The organism is Spirosoma jeollabukense, assembly GCF_054777855.1.
The window spans coordinates 1-17,880 of the sequence record NZ_BAAHAD010000007.1 but is presented as its reverse complement, the minus strand read 5'-3'; the positions used below and the strand labels follow the sequence as shown (position 1 = coordinate 17,880).

The 17,880-nt window shown below is 49.8% G+C and carries 13 protein-coding genes; 6 read left to right on the top strand and 7 right to left on the bottom strand.

The window, feature by feature from the left end:
• Window positions 1-191 precede the first annotated feature (191 nt).
• From ACYVEA_RS22845 to ACYVEA_RS22835, 3 genes are all read left to right on the top strand, one after another.
• Window positions 192-1,478, top strand: a complete 1,287-nt coding sequence (locus ACYVEA_RS22845) for a TolC family protein (RefSeq protein ID WP_461115757.1) — start codon at window positions 192-194, stop codon at window positions 1,476-1,478.
• A 2-nt stretch (window positions 1,479-1,480) separates the two neighbouring features.
• On the top strand, window positions 1,481-2,437 hold the full coding sequence (locus ACYVEA_RS22840; protein WP_461115756.1) for an efflux RND transporter periplasmic adaptor subunit: 957 nt from the start codon (window positions 1,481-1,483) through the stop codon (window positions 2,435-2,437).
• A 95-nt stretch (window positions 2,438-2,532) separates the two neighbouring features.
• Window positions 2,533-5,715, top strand: a complete 3,183-nt coding sequence (locus tag ACYVEA_RS22835) for an efflux RND transporter permease subunit (RefSeq protein WP_461115755.1) — start codon at window positions 2,533-2,535, stop codon at window positions 5,713-5,715.
• 186 nt (window positions 5,716-5,901) lie between these two features.
• Here ACYVEA_RS22835 and ACYVEA_RS22830 read toward each other — a convergent pair whose 3' ends face one another.
• Both ACYVEA_RS22830 and ACYVEA_RS22825 read right to left on the bottom strand, forming a co-directional pair.
• Window positions 5,902-7,476, bottom strand: a complete 1,575-nt coding sequence (locus ACYVEA_RS22830) for a Na+/H+ antiporter (RefSeq protein WP_461115754.1) — start codon at window positions 7,474-7,476, stop codon at window positions 5,902-5,904.
• A 48-nt stretch (window positions 7,477-7,524) separates the two neighbouring features.
• Window positions 7,525-8,388, bottom strand: coding sequence for a restriction endonuclease (locus ACYVEA_RS22825; protein ID WP_461115753.1), 864 nt, complete (start codon window positions 8,386-8,388; stop codon window positions 7,525-7,527).
• A gap of 139 nt (window positions 8,389-8,527) precedes the next feature.
• Between ACYVEA_RS22825 and ACYVEA_RS22820 the strand changes: the two genes are divergently transcribed.
• Both ACYVEA_RS22820 and ACYVEA_RS22815 read left to right on the top strand, forming a co-directional pair.
• Window positions 8,528-8,977 (top strand): excisionase family DNA-binding protein, encoded by a 450-nt coding sequence (locus tag ACYVEA_RS22820; RefSeq protein ID WP_461115752.1) that lies wholly within the window; start codon window positions 8,528-8,530, stop codon window positions 8,975-8,977.
• Window positions 8,978-9,120: 143 nt separating this feature from the next.
• Complete coding sequence (locus ACYVEA_RS22815; protein WP_461115751.1) at window positions 9,121-9,549, top strand: PIN domain-containing protein; 429 nt, start codon at window positions 9,121-9,123, stop codon at window positions 9,547-9,549.
• Between the two features lie 142 nt (window positions 9,550-9,691).
• Here ACYVEA_RS22815 and ACYVEA_RS22810 read toward each other — a convergent pair whose 3' ends face one another.
• The 3 genes from ACYVEA_RS22810 to ACYVEA_RS22800 form a co-directional block, all read right to left on the bottom strand.
• Window positions 9,692-10,414, bottom strand: a complete 723-nt coding sequence (locus ACYVEA_RS22810; RefSeq protein WP_461115750.1) for an RluA family pseudouridine synthase — start codon at window positions 10,412-10,414, stop codon at window positions 9,692-9,694.
• Between the two features lie 187 nt (window positions 10,415-10,601).
• Window positions 10,602-10,841 carry a 50S ribosomal protein L28 gene (gene rpmB / locus ACYVEA_RS22805; protein WP_093830281.1) on the bottom strand — a complete coding sequence of 80 codons (240 nt, stop codon included), beginning with the start codon at window positions 10,839-10,841 and terminating at the stop codon, window positions 10,602-10,604.
• Window positions 10,842-10,901: 60 nt separating this feature from the next.
• On the bottom strand, window positions 10,902-11,072 hold the full coding sequence (locus tag ACYVEA_RS22800; RefSeq protein WP_461115749.1) for a DUF5522 domain-containing protein: 171 nt from the start codon (window positions 11,070-11,072) through the stop codon (window positions 10,902-10,904).
• A gap of 119 nt (window positions 11,073-11,191) precedes the next feature.
• On the opposite strand from ACYVEA_RS22800, the gene rocD reads away from it, so the two are divergent.
• Window positions 11,192-12,445 carry an ornithine--oxo-acid transaminase gene (gene rocD / locus ACYVEA_RS22795; RefSeq protein ID WP_461115748.1) on the top strand — a complete coding sequence of 418 codons (1,254 nt, stop codon included), beginning with the start codon at window positions 11,192-11,194 and terminating at the stop codon, window positions 12,443-12,445.
• 166 nt (window positions 12,446-12,611) lie between these two features.
• On the opposite strand, the gene ACYVEA_RS22790 is transcribed toward rocD, so the two are convergent.
• Together ACYVEA_RS22790 and ACYVEA_RS22785 are read right to left on the bottom strand one after the other, a co-directional pair.
• Window positions 12,612-14,048: a SusD/RagB family nutrient-binding outer membrane lipoprotein gene (locus ACYVEA_RS22790; RefSeq protein ID WP_461115747.1), complete on the bottom strand. Its 1,437-nt coding sequence runs from the start codon at window positions 14,046-14,048 to the stop codon at window positions 12,612-12,614.
• A 21-nt stretch (window positions 14,049-14,069) separates the two neighbouring features.
• Window positions 14,070-17,315: a SusC/RagA family TonB-linked outer membrane protein gene (locus ACYVEA_RS22785; protein ID WP_461115746.1), complete on the bottom strand. Its 3,246-nt coding sequence runs from the start codon at window positions 17,313-17,315 to the stop codon at window positions 14,070-14,072.
• Between the last annotated feature and the right edge of the window lie 565 nt (window positions 17,316-17,880).

Below are 17,880 nucleotides of genomic sequence, written 5' to 3'. Positions count from 1 at the left end.
TAATTCCATCTTAATGACTTTTAAAGGTTGCTTAAATGAAATGGGCTTCAGTGACCTTCGGTAGCCTAATAGTACTAAGTATATATAGGTATTTTTAACTATTTTTTAATGGCTGTTTTATGGGCTTTTAATCGCAATTTTACGGTTTTAGGACGGGCAAAACGTTCCTTTATTATGCCCCCAATTATCGAATGAATCTGCGAATTCCAATACCATACCTGTTATGCATCTGTATGTTATCCTGTCTGCCCGCTTCGGCACAGGTGACGCTGACGTTGCAACAGACGCTTCAACAGGTACGTACAAACAGTCCGGCGCTGCGTGTTGAGCGCCTGAATATCAACGCGGCCCAGGCCGATCAGGTGACGGCCAACCTACGGCCTAATCCGGTCATCAACAACCAAACGCTTTTGCAACTGACCCCAATCCCGGGTGGAGAAAGCGCAGGTATGTTAAACCGGCAACGGCGACAGTTCTGGTTGCAGGCCACGAAAGAGTTTGACATTCACCATAAACGGGAATACCGGAGCCGTTTTGCTGAAGCCAGCACCAATCTTGCGGTCCGTAGCGTGGCCGAAACCGAACGGAGTTTACTTTTCGACGCGGCCAATCGTTTCCTCGATGCCTGGTATGCGCGTGTCCAGCTTGCCTTGCTGCAACGTGCCAAAGCCAACGTAGATACGTTGGTGCAGCTCAATAAAGTGCGCCTGAAAAACCTGGTTATCACGAGTACCGATCTTACTCGTACGCAACTGATCTCGGATCAATATGATATTCAGACCCGAACGGCTCAGCAGGAACTGCGCAATCGACTGAATGAACTACGCCTGGTGGTTGGGGCAACCGATAGCATCAACGTAGCGCTGAACGACTCGATTGTTAATCCACCTTTCACAACGCCCCTGCGGTTATACCCAACGGTAAAGGCCAGCGAGGATAGCTTACTCCGGCTGGCGGCTACTACTCGTACCGATGTGCGGGTGGCGGAAGCCAATCTGGAAGCCGCCCGGAGAAATGTAGATTTACAGCAGGTGCTGGCCAAGCCCCGTAACGAAGCGGGATTGATCTGGAATCCACAAAATGCCGTTCCCTACGCGGGTGTATTTCTAACGCTCGAACTGCCGGTGTATAGCCGAAATCAGGGCGAAATTCAGAAGTCGCGGGTATTGCAGGAGCAGGCTGGACAGGCGGCTGATCTGGTTCAGATACGAATACGGTCGGAAGTGGAAACGGCTTATCAGTCCTTCATGATCAGCCGTCAGAATATTGATCGATACGTTGGTATCCGGCGCGACGCCGACCAGGTTTTGGCCTCTGTTCGCTATGCGTATCTGCGGGGGGCTACAACACTTATTGACCTGCTCCAGGCCCAAACGTCGTGGTTCGATACGCAAACTGCTTATTATCAGACACTCTATACCTACCGTCAAAACTACGTCCGACTATTGTATGTGACCGGGCAGATCAATTCCTACTGATAATGAAATTCCACCCTATATGCTTGCTGGCTCTCCTGGTGTTTGCCTGTAAAGAGAAACCAAAGCCAGTTGTTACGTCAATTCCCCGCCCAACAATCAGTACGGATGGCGGACGTATCACTTTCCCGGATTCGGTGATGATGCGGGCCTTCACGACACAGCCCGCTCATTCAGGGGCTATTCGCACCGACTTTTCGGCGCCCGGCCACGTAGCGGCTATGGTGCTGCGTTCTGTGGAGAATCCGGCTGAGCGACTGGTTTTATTCGATGAGCCCAGTTTGTCGGAGAACTACACGGCCATTTTACAGCACCGGATTAACATTCAAACGGAGCGCGGTAATCTGGATCGGGTAAAGGATTTGCAGGCACACGGCGCGGCCTCAGGCAAAGAGGTGATTGAAGCCCAGACGCAGTTAGCCAATGAAGAAGCCGCTATTATTTCGGATGAAGCTACGCTGAAACTGGCTGGTTTTGATCCTAAAGAACTTCGGAATTCGCCACCAAATACCATTCTTGTCGTTTGCGAAATACCTGAAAATCAGTTCGGTAGTATACGGAAAGGGCTTACTTGTTCGCTTAATTTTACCGCTTTCCCGAACGAGCGATTTGTTGGTCGAATCGACAATGTCAATGACTACGTCGATAACACCACGCGCCAGATTAAGCTCCGTATCTCGGTGGCCAACCCCGACGGTCGACTTAAAGCGGGTATGTTCGCCACGGTGGAATTTGGTGTTTCGGAAGGGCAGTCCATGACGGTCTCGCGGGATGCTATCGTGACGGTACAAGGTCGCGACTACGTGTTTGTTCAGGCCGGACCACAAGCGATCGAACGCCGGTCAGTGCAACTCGGTCAGCAACGGGATGATCGGGTAGTGGTACAAAGCGGCCTAAAGGAAAATGATCAGGTTGTAACGGCTAATGTGTTACAATTGAAGGGATTGAGCTTCGGGTATTAACAGAAGAGGAGGAGAAAGGAAGGAGGGGAGGAAGGAGACGAATGGGATAAGACTGATGCTCTCCTTCTTTTTTCTTCCCCCCTTTCCATAAAAATATGATTCAGAAACTAATCGAATTTTCCCTCAAAAACCGCTGGGCCATTGTTGGTATGGCGGTGGTCGTGATGGGACTGGGGTTGTGGTGCTTCAAACTGCTCAAGATTGAGGCCTATCCTGATATTGCCGATACTAACGTCATCGTGATTGCCAAATACGATGGGCGGGCGGCCGAAGAGGTCGAACAGCAGGTAACGATTCCAATTGAGCGGGTACTCAACAGCGTTCCGCACGTAACGGATCGTCGGTCGCGGACCATCTTCGGCCTATCGGTTGTGCAGTTGAACTTCGATGAAACCGTTACGGATTACTTCGCCCGCCAGCAGGTTATCGAGCGGCTCACGGGTGCTCAACTGCCCGATGGCGTTTCGCCCGAACTGGCTCCGTTGACCACCGCCGTTGGCGAAATTTATCGCTATGTAATCGAAGCTCCGGCCAGCATGACGCCCATGCAACTGCGCGATTTGCAGGACTGGGTCATTATTCCGCAGTTGCTGCAGGTGCCGGGTTTGGCCGACGTCACTACGTTTGGCGGGCCGATCAAGCAATTTCAGGTAATTCCCGATCCCGCAAAGCTGCGTAAATACAGCCTGACGTTACAGGACGTTATTGAGGCCGTTCAGAAAAATAACCAGAACACGGGTGGCAACGTCATTTCCCGCGGTGGGCAGGGCTTCGCGGTACGTGGTTTGGGTGCCCTGAAAACGCCCGACGATGTGCAGCATATTGTCCTGAAAGCCAATGAGGGTGTGCCGGTGCTGGTGCGCGATGTGGCCAGCGTCGAGATCAACCCCCCGTCGCCGTCGGGGATTCTGGGCTACCGGATTCCGGACGAGCATCTGGACGTAATTGGTGCCACTGAAGGCATCGTTTTGCTACGTCGGGGCGAAAACCCGAGCGAAGTACTGGAATTGCTCAAAGAGAAAATCGCTGATCTCGAAGCGCGCGAGTTACCTAAAGGCGTTCATTTGCGGATACTCTACGACCGCGGATTCCTGATCGATCACTCACTCGAAACGGTTGCCCACACGCTGATCGAAGGTATTTCCATCGTGGCGATTTTACTCGTTCTGTTCCTGGGCAGTTTGCGGGCAGCTTTGGTCGTTACGGTCACGATTCCGTTTTCGCTGCTGTTTGCCTTTATCCTGATGAAACTGGTCGGGATTCCGGCCAACCTGCTGTCTTTGGGAGCCATCGACTTTGGAATTATTGTGGACGGTGCCAGCGTTATGGCCGAGCATCTTATCAGACGATATAGGTCGGCGGGGCCGGCCGAACGCAATCAGGGCGTCGTGAACGTAACGGCGCGGTCGGCGGGGGAAGTGGCACGGGAAATTTTCTTTTCCGTCACGATCATCATTCTGGCTTACATGCCGATTCTATTGATGCAACGCGTTGAAGGGAAGTTATTTAGCCCTATGGCGTTAACCTTGTCGTTTGCCGTAATCGGCTCGCTGATCTGTGCCCTAACGATTATTCCGGTGCTGATTTCGTTTGCCTTTCGCAAAGCGCTTTCACCCAACGGCAAACCGCTGAAAGAACATAAAAACTTCCTGCTGTCACCGCTGGAAAAGGGATATCAATGGCTGCTACGTTCAACGCTGATGCGGGTGCCGGGATTGATTGTCGGCGTTGGCATGGCGGTTGTGCTGGTTATGATCGGCTTTGGGTTGAAACTCGGTACGGAGTTCCTGCCCGAACTCGATGAGGGGTCCATTTTTATGCGGGCGTTTATGCCGTCAGGGATCACAATTCAGGAAAATGCGAAGATTTCACCCAAAATTCGGGACATTATCAGTACGTATAAGCCCGTTAGTTTTGTGATAACGCAGGCCGGACGTAACGACGACGGTACCGATCCGTTCCCAACCGACCGGACCGAAATCCTGATTGGCCTGAAAGATTACAGTACCTGGTCGGATACGATTGCGAAGAAAGAGATCGTACGGTCGATGCAGAGTAAATTGCAGGAAGCGTTTCCGGGCGCGTTTTTCTCATCGGGGCAGCCAATTATCGACCAGGTCATGGAAATCGTGACGGGCAGCGCGGCCGACTTAGCCATTTCAGTCGTCGGTAACGATCTAACGCTGATGCGCTCTAAAGCTGACAGTATTGCTACGTTGGTGCGGGGGATGAGCGGAGCCGTGTCGGTCAATATCGAGCAGGAGGGACCACAAGATCAGCTAGCTATTAAGATCAATCGCCCGGCTGCGGCTCGCTATGGAATCAACGTATCGGAAATCGAGAACATGATTGAAGCGGCCATCGGTGGCAAAACCGTTGGGTCAATCTACGACGAAGCCAAACGCTACGATATTGTGGTTCGTTTCACCCCCGAAAGCCGGGGCAGTATTGACGCCATTCGGTTGTTGCAGGTTCCCTCGGCCACAGGTGCGTTGATTCCCATGAACGAGCTGGCCGACATTCGTTATGTGCAGGGACAAACGAATATTTACCGGATCAATGGCAAACGCATGGTCACCGTCCGAACCAACATTCGGGGCCGCGATCAGGGTGGATTTGTGAAAGAAATCAGTGAGAAAGTCCGGCAGCACGTTAAAATCCCTGAAGGATACAGCGTCATCTACGGTGGTCAATATGAAAACCTGGAACGGGCGGGCGGTCAGTTGCTCATCTCCATTCCGCTGACCATTGTGGTGGTATTCCTGTTTTTGTTTATGCTTTACGGAAACGTCCGCGATACGTTGCTGACACTCACCTGTTTGTTGTTCGCCTTGGGCGGAGGTATTGGGGCGCTGTTGCTACGTGGCTACAATTTTAATGTATCGGCTGGGGTGGGCTTTGTCTCGATCTTCGGTATTTCGGTGATGGCGGGCGTTTTACTCGTTTCGGCCTTGAACCGGAACCTGCTCAATAACCCGAAGTCATTGCTGGAGATTACTATTGAAACGGCGCAGGAGCAGTTTCGGGCCATCATGGCGATCATGGTCGTGGCAATTATCGGTCTCGTTCCGGCGGCTATTTCCAGCGGTATCGGTTCCGATGTGCAACGCCCGCTGGCCACGGTTATCATCGGCGGACTGACCACTACGTTGCTGTTCGCGCCACTGATCATTCCTCCCTTGTTCTACCTCGTCAACCGCAAACGACCTCGCCCAACCCCACTGAACTCAACGGGCCATCACATCCCCGAACCGATTGAAGAGGGGACGGAGATTTGAAAAAAGGTTGGTGGTGAGTGGTTTTTCAAAAAGAAAATAATTTGATTTATAAAGCCGCCTATTCGTATTGGGCATGGTTTTCCTTAGAAACCGACTGTAAACCCCTAAATCCCCTGAAGGGGACTTAATTCACTTGCGAACAAAGTCCCCTTCAGGGGATTTAGGGGTTTTTAGGGCTACTACAATTTAACGCAAAAAAAGCCGCTCCTCTTCGTGATCCAGGTAGTACAGATGCTTGCGGACAATATCTTCGTCGAGGGTCATGACGCTTCGGTTTTTGTCGACCAGCCATTGCCGTTGCCGATCCAGAATATGCCGGTAGAGTTCTTTGACCGGCTCAGTGAGGGTAAACGCTTCATCGCCCGATAATTGGCGGGAGCTGTGGTCAATTAATTTTTTGTAAACGGGTTGGGTAAGTTCATACTCGCTCAGATTCTCCCGGATGTATTGCAGGGCCAGGGCAGCAAACTCTTTTTCAATGAAGGCATCGACCTTCTCCTCTGGCTTGACATAATCCCGTTCTTCAAAGGCGAATTTTTTTATAATAGCAGGTAACGTAAGGCCTTGGACAACAAGGGTTAGCAGAATCACGACGAACGTAATGAACAGGATCAGGTCTCGTTGAGGGAAAGCAGCTCCATTACCCATGTGAATGGGAATGGATAAGGCGGCCGCCAGCGAGACCACGCCCCGCATACCGGTCCAACCCAGGAACAGGGGCGTAGTCCAGCCCGGATTTGTGGTATCGGCCACGGTTATAAAGTTCCGCATCACAAGGGTGGTGATGACGGCCCCGTAGCACGATAAAATCCGGACAACAATCAAGGACACCGTAATCAGTACGCCGTAGCCAATCGCTTCCCCGATACTGGTGTGACCCAGGCCGGCAACAATTTCCGGCAGGTCGAGTCCGATCAGAATAAAGACAAGGCCATTCAGAATAAAGGATGTGCTTTCCCAGAAATTAAAGCCTCTTATTCTGGATCGTCCACTCAAAAAATTGAACCGATTGTAGGACATAAGCAGTCCACCACTCACGACCGCCAGTACCCCCGAGCTATGGGCTTCTTCGGCGGCAATGTACATGGCGTAGGGCGTGAGAATGGACAGGGCCATATCGATATTAACATTGGTCGGGAGTAGTTTATGCGTTTTCATAAACAGCCAGCCAACCAGCAGGCCGATCCCTACGCCACCGATCACCATCCACAAAAAACTAAGCGAGGCATCCTGCACGTCAAATTTACCGGTCGACACAGCTAACAGCGCAAACTGAAATATAATCAGCGAGGACGCGTCGTTGAGCAGGCTTTCGCCCTCCAGAATGGACGAAATACGCTTGGGTACTTTAACGAATTTCATGATAGCAGCCGCACTGATCGCATCGGGGGGCGACACAATACCGCCCAGTAAAAAGCCCAGCGCCAGGGTAAAGCCGGGAATAAAGTGACGGGCAATCAGGGCGGTGCTCAGTGCCGTAACAAAGACGACCAGGAAGGCAAACGAGAGGATGATACGTCGCCATTTCCACAGCTCTTTCCAGGAAACGGACCAGGCAGCCTCGTACAACAGCGGTGGTAAAAAGATGATGAAGATCAGCTCCGGGTCCATGTTGAGCACCGGTACGCCGGGGACAAAGCTAATGCCCAGGCCAGCCACCACCAGCAACACCGGATAAGCCACTTTTATTTTCTGAGCCAGGATGATCAACAGCAACATGACCAGCACCGTCCCCAGATAAAACGTAACGTGTTCAAGCATTGTAGTGAAAAATTAGGGGAGGGACCGAAACCAATAATAGCACGAGTTCTATATGCTTTTAAACCAGTCAGGTTTGATGAGAACTTTTTCTACTAATTCAATTTCAATCCCAAGTTTCAATTCTTTTAATTTTTCGGCAAGGTCATTCCCGTCCATTAAATCAATCGGAGGAGCGCCATCGCGAGAAGCTTCTCGTTTTGCCTCTCTCGAAAAGTTACCAGTAGTTATAATTAATCCTTTATCTGCACGCCCTACCATTGCACCTCTAAAGTCTCTCACAATTGATGGCGACACTGTTCCCTTATATCTTTTAGCTTGGAAAATTACATGAAACGATAAAACACCGCCAAGTCGCAACGTCCCTTTTCCATCAATGCCGCCATCGTTTGACCGCCCGGTTACCTCCACATTCTGGAATCCAAGTTCACGTAATAGTCGCTGGCACAGGCGCTCGAAGGCAGCTGGGCTAATTTTTTGAAGTTCTTCGATTAATTGCTCTTGCCAAGAGTATTTCTGTAGTTCTTCGTCTACTCCAGCATCACCCGGAATATCATTTGATTTTGTTTTGTCTTTAAGCCTTTGCTGTCTGTCCTCTGTAACAACTTTCTTTTTAACTGTCTCCTGATCTATTGAAGATGTTTTTAAACCGCTCTCTGTCAAAGCCCAAACTCCACGAGATGAATTTTCTAAAAGTCCATAGCGCTTTAAATAATTTCGAGCCCAAGCAAGGCGATAAGAAAGTTTGCTTGTATTGCCTCTATGAATCTCGTTTACTTGGCCGTCTGTCAGATTTAAATTTTTCGCCACCTCTTCTTCAATCTCTTCTATTGAACCTGAGCCCCCAAGGTTATGTAGAGCTGCTAATGTTGGATTGAATAAGTCGTCGTATTTATACTTGAACAGTTCTGGCATGAAGGCGTTTGGAAATTGATGCTAACTTCCAAATATACATAACTCAATTGCGGCAATCTAATTCTTGATGGACGTAGTAGGTCAAGAACTTTGTTTCGTTTATTTCGTTTGTTATACTTGTAGAAGATTTATAAGAGCTATGGCAACCGTTGTTGAGAGACCAACTTTACAGGATCAGCAAGTAGCGCGCGAATCACTCCCACTCATTACTAAGGCGATTGCTCAGAAGGAATCAGAGCAGGGTAGTATCCAGATACAAGCTAATTCGCTGTCAATCAGCGTACCAGCGAAAACCTTGCATTTGCTGGCGGTTATTCTTGCCAGCATGGCTCAGGGAAAGGCTATTTCACTCATTCCATCCGATTCAGAGATCAGTACCCAACAAGCGGCTGGCATCCTGAATGTGTCGAGGCCGCATGTGGTCAAGCTGCTCGAAGAAGGAGTTATTCCGTTTAAGAAGGTAGGTAGTCACCGGCGTATTTTGCTGGAAGACGTATTGATCTATGCAAACCAGCAAAAGGAGATGCGTAAAGAAAATTTACAGTTTTTAACCCAACAAGCACAGGAGCTTAAATTGGGTTACGAATGATTCAATTTTCAAAGCTTACAGCCCTGCTGGATGCCTGCGTACTTTATCCTGCCCCAATACGTGATTTGTTGCTTTACTTGGCGGATGCCGGATTATATATGCCTAAATGGACGGACATAATTCACGAGTAATGGACTCGGAATTTGTTGCTCAATCGACCCGATATATCGGCCGACCAACTTTTACGGGCAACCAAGCAGATGAACAGGGCTTTTCCTGATGCAACCGTTCATCATTATGAACCGCTTATCAATTCCATCAATCTCCCTGATCCAGACGACCGTCATATTCTGGCGGCTGCCATTCGAGGGCAGGCTCATGTAATCGTGACGGCTAATCTTAAAGATTTTCCCAATGACTATTTGAGCCAATTCGATATAGAAGCACAGCATCCAGATGAATTCATCACATATCTGCTTGAACTGAATCCGGAAGAAGTATTGCAAGCCTTTCAGTCGCAGGTGGCGAGCCTCAAAAATCCACCAAAGACCGCCCAAGAAGTTATCCAAGCCTTACGAAAAACAGGACTCGGAAAAACAGCCGATGGGCTAATGGTTTTATTGCCAGAATGATCCGTTCTATCTATTTCTTAGCCACCCACACCTTATACGGATAAACGTCCCATTTGTCGGAGGTGTAGAACGGAATGGTGGTCAAAGAAACGGGCTTCTCGTTTTTATCAGTCTTACAACCACCACTCAGGCAAAGGATAGCTTAGGCGAACTTTTCCAGTTGCTTCACCAGTACGCCAAAATCCTTTGGGTAAGGCGCTACAAAGGTTTGCTCTTCGCCGTTTAGCATCGTGAACGTTAGCGAGTAGGCGTGAAGCGCAACGCGGTTTATGAGAGGCAGTTCTTCCGTGCCTTCTTTCAGGTTGAATTTCCGCTTCACTTCCGATAAATAGACTGGCTTGCCGCCATACGTAGCGTCGTTGACAATGGGGGCTTTCAGGCACATCAAATGCACCCGAATCTGGTGCATGCGTCCTGTAATAGGCATACATTCCACCAGCGTCGTGGTGCGATACGCCTGCAACGTATTGAAAATCGTTTCGGCCACTTTTCCATGCTCCCGATCAATCCGAACGGCTGTGCCATCCTTGAGGGGTGAGATAGGCAGATAGACCGAGATACCCTCAAAATTATGCACCCCATTGGTGACCGCGTGGTAGCGTTTTGTTACCTCCCGGTGTTCAAACTGCATCGCCAGATGTCGGTAAGCGTCCGGATTCTTGGCAATCGCCAGAATGCCCGACGTTTCCTTATCCAAGCGATGGCCAAGCTGAGCATCAGCGTAATAAGCTTTCGCCAGACGTATAATGCTTTGTCCACCCCGGTCGGTCGTACGTTCGTCGAGCGAGGCTACGCGGGGCGGTTTATTGATGAGGATGTAATCCTCATTCTCAAAAACAATGAGGTCTTCAAAATTCAGTTTCATGGATTGTTAAGTCAAAAGTTGGAACACAGAGGGCATTGAGGAAAACGGAGACACACAGAGAAAAGAATAAAAAACTCAGTGTATCTCTGTTTTCCTCAATGCCCTCCGTGTTCCAGGATATAATCATATAACACAAAAAGCCCCCTCCTGATCGGAAGAGGCTTAGAGGTGAATATCGTGCGAAAGACTATACGGTCAGCGTACCACGCTCGTAAGCCTTCTGAAGCGTTGCTTCCAGACCATTTTTATTGATGGTCTTAATGGCCGATGTAGCCACTTTTAACGTAATCCATTCGCCGGTTGATTCGACGAAGAACCGCTTCTTTTGCAGGTTCGGGAAGAATTTACGTTTCGTTTTATTATTAGCGTGAGAAACGTTGTTTCCCGTGCGTGTGCGTTTTCCTGTGATTTGACAAACTCTGGCCATTACCGTACTCGTTTTCCGTATGAGGGCGCAAAATTGGCTAATTAATTCATAATCTGCAAGTCATTCTTCCTTTTTTTTGAATCCGTAGGGACAATGCCGGCATCCATTCCGGCAGCAATACCCCCGTTTGAGGTGATACGTAGCGGTAAAAACCACAAACCCTTCGGGCGTATAGTAATAGTCGTCATCGGCCAGGCCGGGGATTCTCTTAGGCTTTGAAGGTGATGACATCGGGTTTTGGGCGTCTGTGGAAGAAACTGTATTTTTGAGAGGAAACGGACCATGTCGCCGGTTAGTTGCAAAACACGAATTGACTTCATCAACGTCTTTCACTTTAACCGCTTATCACCATGATGCACGAACCAACAACGCCCATCTCGTCTGCCGATCAGGCCATGCACTTAGAATGGCAGTACGGTGCACATAACTACCATCCCATTCCGGCAGTGCTGACGCGGGGCGAAGGCATTCACGTTTGGGACGTGGACGATAAACGTTATTTTGACTTCCTGTCGGCTTATAGCGCTGTTAGCCAGGGACATTGTCACCCACGAATCATTAACGCCATGATTCAGCAGGCGCAGCGACTCACGTTGACTTCGCGGGCTTTTTATAACGATAAAACCGGCTTGTGCGAAAAATACCTGTGCGCGTATTTTGGGTACGATAAAGCGCTGATCATGAATTCAGGTGCTGAAGGGGGCGAAACTGCCTTGAAGCTAACCCGCAAATGGGCGTATAAAGTCAAAGGTATTGCGCAGAATCAGGCAAAGGTCGTTTTTGCTGCCGGAAACTTCTGGGGCAGAACACTGGCCGCCATTTCATCGTCGACAGACCCAAGCAGCACCAATGACTTTGGGCCGCTGCTACCGGGCTATGTCGTTATTCCGTACGATGACCTGAATGCGCTGGAAGATACGTTCAAGCGAGATCCGAACATTGCCGGGTTTATGGTAGAACCCATCCAGGGGGAAGCAGGCGTAGTAGTACCCCACGAAGGGTATCTGCGTGGGGTACGCGACTTATGCACAAGGTATAACGTACTGTTCATTGCCGACGAAGTGCAGACGGGCATCGGACGAACGGGTAAACGAATTGCCTGCGATCACGAGAACGTAAAACCTGATTTGCTTGTACTGGGCAAAGCCCTCTCAGGCGGAACTATGCCGGTGTCGGCTGTGATGACGTCCGATGAAGTCATGCTGACAATCAAACCTGGTGAGCACGGTTCGACCTACGGCGGCAATCCACTCGCTTGTGTCGTAACGATGGAAGCGCTTCAGGTCGTTGAAGACGAGAAATTGACCGAGAACGCAGCTGCCACGGGCGAGATTTTCCGCGCCCGTATGACGGCGTTGACCCACAAAACAGACCTCGTTAAATCAGTACGTGGCAAAGGCTTGCTTAACGCCATCGTGATTACCGAACGTCCTGATCTGGGTGAAGAAACGGCCTGGGAAATCTGCCTGAAGCTGAAAGACAACGGCCTGCTCACCAAACCGACCCACGGCGACAAAATTCGGTTTGCGCCCCCGCTCGTCATCAACGAAGATCAGATGCATGAAGCGTGTGACATTATTGAGAAAACTATTTTGGCGTTTTAAGAAGCCTGACTTCCTTTGTATGTGTAGGGTGATTGAACAAAAAGGTGCGTTAGCCCTGCGAAATTTATCTGCTTGCAACTTCTTTTGCCGCTTATAAAACATCCTAAAACAGCAACGAGCCAATTCGCGAATTGGCTCGTTGCTGTTTTAGGATGACACGTACCGGTTATTTGTAAATAGCGGGTGCTTCGAACGTAGCGGGTACGGGTTTGGGCGCGTTCGGATTGGAGTTCAGCTCATTTTGCGGGTAAATGAACCGCCAAGGAAGTTGGGTACCATTGTTTGGCGTCAGCTTGATGCCGTAGGGTTCGGCGCGGGTCCGGCGCTCATCGTCCCAACCAATATGCTGGCCGTAGAACGATACGTAGCGTTCCTGCAAAATTTCCCGGAGCAGGGCGTTGTCGGCCGTTATGCCATCGGCATTTTCGATGCCACCAGCCGCAAAGTCAGCCGCTACGTAGGGATCATATTTGTAGGCACCAGCGGTCAGATACGTAGCGTTGATATTACCCCCTGTGTTCAGCCATGCCCGGTAGGTATTCAAATGTCCCAGAGCCGTTGCAAAACCCTTGCCGGAACGCAAAGCCATTTCCGCCAGCGTCAGGATATTCTCCTGATACGTAATGAGCGGAAAACTGGCACTCTGCGCGAAGAAACCCGTCGCTCCTGTTGTGTTCGGTTCGATCTTGCCGGGGCTGTTGATACCAGTCTCTAAATAATAGAATTTAAACCGGGCCGTCTCAATCGTTTTCGAATTACCTCGGTAGCGGGCACTCGTGGGATTCAGCAACGTAGTGTTATAGGCTCCAACGGCGTTTATATCGCCGGTTCGTGTGCTGGCCAGAAAGGAGAAATACGAATTCTGGTTCACACTGGCGGTGTTGCCGTGTGGGGCATAGAGCGAATTGGCATAGGCGCTAATCCCGCTCTGAGCCGCCGTATAAGCCGCATCATATTGTTTGGTATCAGTCAGCAAACGAGCTTTCAATGTGTAGGCCACTTGTGTCCATTTGGTCGCATCACCCCCAAAGTGAATATCCTCTGTCGTAACGGTACCCACACCCGATTTCAGATCGGCAATCGCATCGTCCAGCAGCGCAAGCAATTTGGTGTACACCGTCGCCTGCGGCTCAAACGCCGGATTGGGATATTTGGCAATATCCCCCGCCTGATCGAACGGAATATCCCCCCAAAGTTCGGTACCGGTGGCGAGTGCATTGGCTCGTAGAATTTTGGCAATACCAACCATTTTACGGTTTCCAAGCGCATTCGCCTGATCAATGGTGAGCAGTGCATTGGCGTTCGTGGCCTGATAGACCAGGTTCCAGTCGGCGTCATACACGCCAGCTGTTACGTTGTAATTGTAGTAATCCAGCCATTGGCGGTCGGCGCCAGAGGCATAGCCATCCCAGATGGTTGTCAGGCGACTGGCCATACCTTCCTGCGTGGCCATGTTGGCAAGCTCGGTACCCGTCAGCAGCAGACTGGCCGTTGATTTAGTCGGGTTGTTGGGATCTACGTTCAGGTTTTCTACGATAGAGGAACACGCCAGAAACTGAAAACCAAACACAACGGCGAAAATCGATTTATATACTCGTTTCATGATAGAGGCTTCGTCGGGAGATTAATAATTGATTTTTAGGCTGAAAAGCAGCGACTTGGTGTTCGGGCTGTTGAAATAGTCCTGCCCCCGTGAGTTGCTGGCTCCGTTCAAAGCCGTTTCCGGATCGATACCCACCATTTTGGTCCATAGAATCGGATTTCGCCCCGTTACGGTGATGTCGATGGATTGCAGCTTGGTTTTCGCCCGAAACTTGGGTGAGCTGATCGAATAGCCGACCGAAACTTCACGCAGACGCGTCCAGCTGGCATCGGTAATAAATTGCTCAACCAACGTACTGAATCCACCACCGATTGAGGTGTAATACGACTGGTCAAGCAGCACGGGGCCCGCACCGAAATCCTGAATATTACCCCGGACAGTACTACCGGCTGCAATAGTTTTACCCGCGTAGTTCTTCAGATCCTGCGTCAGCGTTACGTCATTACCCACATCGGCATGGGTACCGAAATTATAGAGCGTTCCTCGTGTTCCATTGTAGAAATCGCCCCCCTGAAAGGTCTCAAACAGGATGTTCAGGGAGATTTTTTTGTAGGATAGGTTCGTTCCAAACCCCCCGCGATAGTCTGGATTTGGATCGCCAACAACTCCAAATTGAGTGCCGACTTGCGGGAAGCCATTGGCATTGAGTTGCAGAGCACCCGATTCGGTCCGTAGATACGTACCACCATAGAGCGACGACATGGCGTAGCCCACTTTAGCCACCGTACTGGCGGTGCTGCTGAAACCGCCCAGCGTAATAATGTCCGTTCCGGCCAGGTTCGTTACGCGGTTGATATTACGGCTCACGTTGCCAAAGACATTCCAGTTAAATCCTTTCTTGTTCAGGATGTTGACGTTCATTTCAAGCTCCCATCCTTTGTTGGTCATCGAGCCCGCGTTGGTGTATTTCGAGGTGTAACCCGTCGAACCGGCTGCCGCTACGTTCAGCAACAGATTGGTAATCTCGTTCGAGTAATACGTGAAACCTGCGGTCAGGCGGTTATTCAGGAAGCGGAGATCGGTTCCCACTTCATATTCTGTTTTCCGTTCGGGTTGCAGAAATGGATCACCCTGCGTAGCGTTACGTACGTAAGCGCCGTTGCCATAACCCGAGCCACTGAGCGGATTGGCCCAGCTCGCAAACGATGCGTTTACGTAGGTTGTGGCGTTTTTATACGCATCGGGCTGCACGCCCACCGTACCGTATGAAGCCCGCAGCTTACCGAACGACAGCACTGGATTGTCGTGGAAAATAGGGAGCTGGGTAAACTGCCAGGCCAGATCGGCCGATGGGTAGTAGAACGTCGATTTCGTCTGACTACCGAACGTAGAACCCGATTCGGCGGCTACCGATGCATTGACGTATAACTGATTGTAGAAACCCACATTCAAGGTTGAATAGAGTCGGGCCATTCGGCGGTGCGTGGTTGTTCGATAGGGGGCATCGTTCGACGTCAGCGAGTTGCCAAAGTTGGCGGGGGCATCTGGAATAATGAACGTATTCATTGTACCACCCAGGTTCAGGTATTTCCGGTCGTTCAGGTTGAAACCCACGATCAGGGTGCTGGTAATGTTCTTCCCAAAATCACCGAACGCCCGGCCAATAATGTCGCCGTTCATTTCCGATTCTTTGTAGATCGCTTCTTCGTAGCTGCCTAACCCACTGTTTACCGCCGAGTTAACGGGATAATTCGTGATTCGGTGATCTGTGTTCGCATCAATACCGCCCCGAACCGTTACGTCGAACCATTTTGAAGGCGTAATCAGCAGTTCCGAACTCATAATGAAGCGGTCAACTTCCGAGAAATTGGTCAATTCGTTGATAGCCCACAGCGGATCATTATAGATCGGATTGGCCAGCGCGCCTAAATAGTTTCGGTAAGACCGCTGCCGGTTTGGGATGGCGCTGGCCGTTGGCGACGCAAAATAATTTCCCTTGTAATCGCGGCTGTCGAAATCAGGGGCGGAGCGGAGATACCCAATGTAAAGCCCATTGACACTGTTACTTCGCTGAATCCGGTTCGAGGTTGTCCGGGCATACGTAGCGTTCGTAGACGATTTAATCACATCATTGAAGCGACGTTCCGAATTAAACCGGAGAGTCGTCCGATTGTAATCACTTTGTCCGTTGATAATGCCTTTCTGACGCAGATCGCCAATGCTCAGGTAGAAGTTTCCTTTTTCATTCCCACCACTGATCGACAGATTGTTATCAATGTACGTACCAGTCCGAAAAACAGCGTTTTTGCGTGCATCGTTATAGGTTTCCTTCGAGTTTTTAGTCAGAATTGGGTAGTATGTCTTTCCGGTATACGATTCAAAGCGCGCGCCATTCATGTTAAGGATATCGTCGCCCCCGGCCCGATTCGCAATTTTGTCGCCCCACGAATTGGCGACGGTTGGGTTATAGACCCCGTCCGATCCCTGGCCGTAATTGCTTTGCAGCGGGTGCAACAGGTTAGGTTTATCGAACGAAACCGTAGCGCTGTAGGAGATATTTACTTTATCGCTGTTCGCTCCTTTTTTGGTCGTAATCACGATTACCCCGTTGGCCGCCCGGGAGCCCCACAATGCCGCAGCCGATGCCCCCTTCAGGATTTGCATCGAAGCAATGTCTTCGGGATTGATGTCATTCAAACGAGATTGCTGGGTTACGCCCGCCGTCTGGTCGCCAAGTGTCGAGTTGCTGATGGGGATACCATCCACAATCACCAGTGGCTGCGTAGACCCCGTAATCGTATTCTGCCCCCGAATCTGGATGTAGGAACCGGCACCGGGATCACCGGCTGATTTGGTAATCTGGACTCCAGCGGCTTTACCGGACATCCCGTTGATAACGCCCGTTTCGCCCGATCGGACGATGTCTTTGGCTTCGATTTTCGAGGCCGTGGCACCCCGCTTATCCGCGTTTTCCTTAAAACCTAATGCACTGACAATGACCTCATCCAGCGACGTAGCGTCGTGTTGTAACTTGATCGATATGGCACTCTGATTCCCAATAGGAACCTCCGCCGTTTTCATACCGATGAAGGAAAAAACTAATACCCCATTTTTGATCAGATTTTCGGGGACCGTGATCGAATATGCGCCTTCGGCATTGGTGGATGCGCCAACATTGGTGCCTTTTACGATAACGTTTACGCCGGGCGTAGCCGAGTTGTCGTCTCCTGATGTAATAATTCCTTTAATGGTCCGGCTCTGAGCAAAAAGCTGGGCGGGTACATAAAGGACAAAAAACAGCATTAGTAGTAAACCTCTGTTTTGCATTGCATTATAGGTTAAATAAAAGGACTATTGTGAGTAGGTGCAGCACTGAGTTAGCGCTGTTAATAAAAGCGTATGCGTATTTATGATCTTGACTAAGGACCAGTTTGGAATGGCTGGCGTAGTTACTTGTTTATGTAGCTTCGACTTATGGGTGGCCGTATGGTGTCAGAGAACGCTCACGTCAATTTTGGATCGTGTGAAGTGAGATTGGAATAAGAATCAGCTGACTTGGAGAATTTTTAATTTCCCTTTAATTCAAATATAATCCGGTGGATAGGTGACTGTCAAGCCATGTAAGGAATTTTTTATTGCATTTATGTAATATTTCGAATTTAATGATATTTAAAATTGATATTTTTAAAATATAATTTTCATAATGTTATATAAATCAAAATTAAATCTTGGGGTAAATTATATAACTCAACTTTCTCACCGGACTGGCGGACGAGTATGGATCAAGAGCCATCTTTATAGACGCGTGAGTTAGTCCGTAAAGAATGCTACCTCCTTCTTCCGAAAGAAACAGCTTATGCGCGCTCGATCAGCCTGTAAGTAATTCACTTCC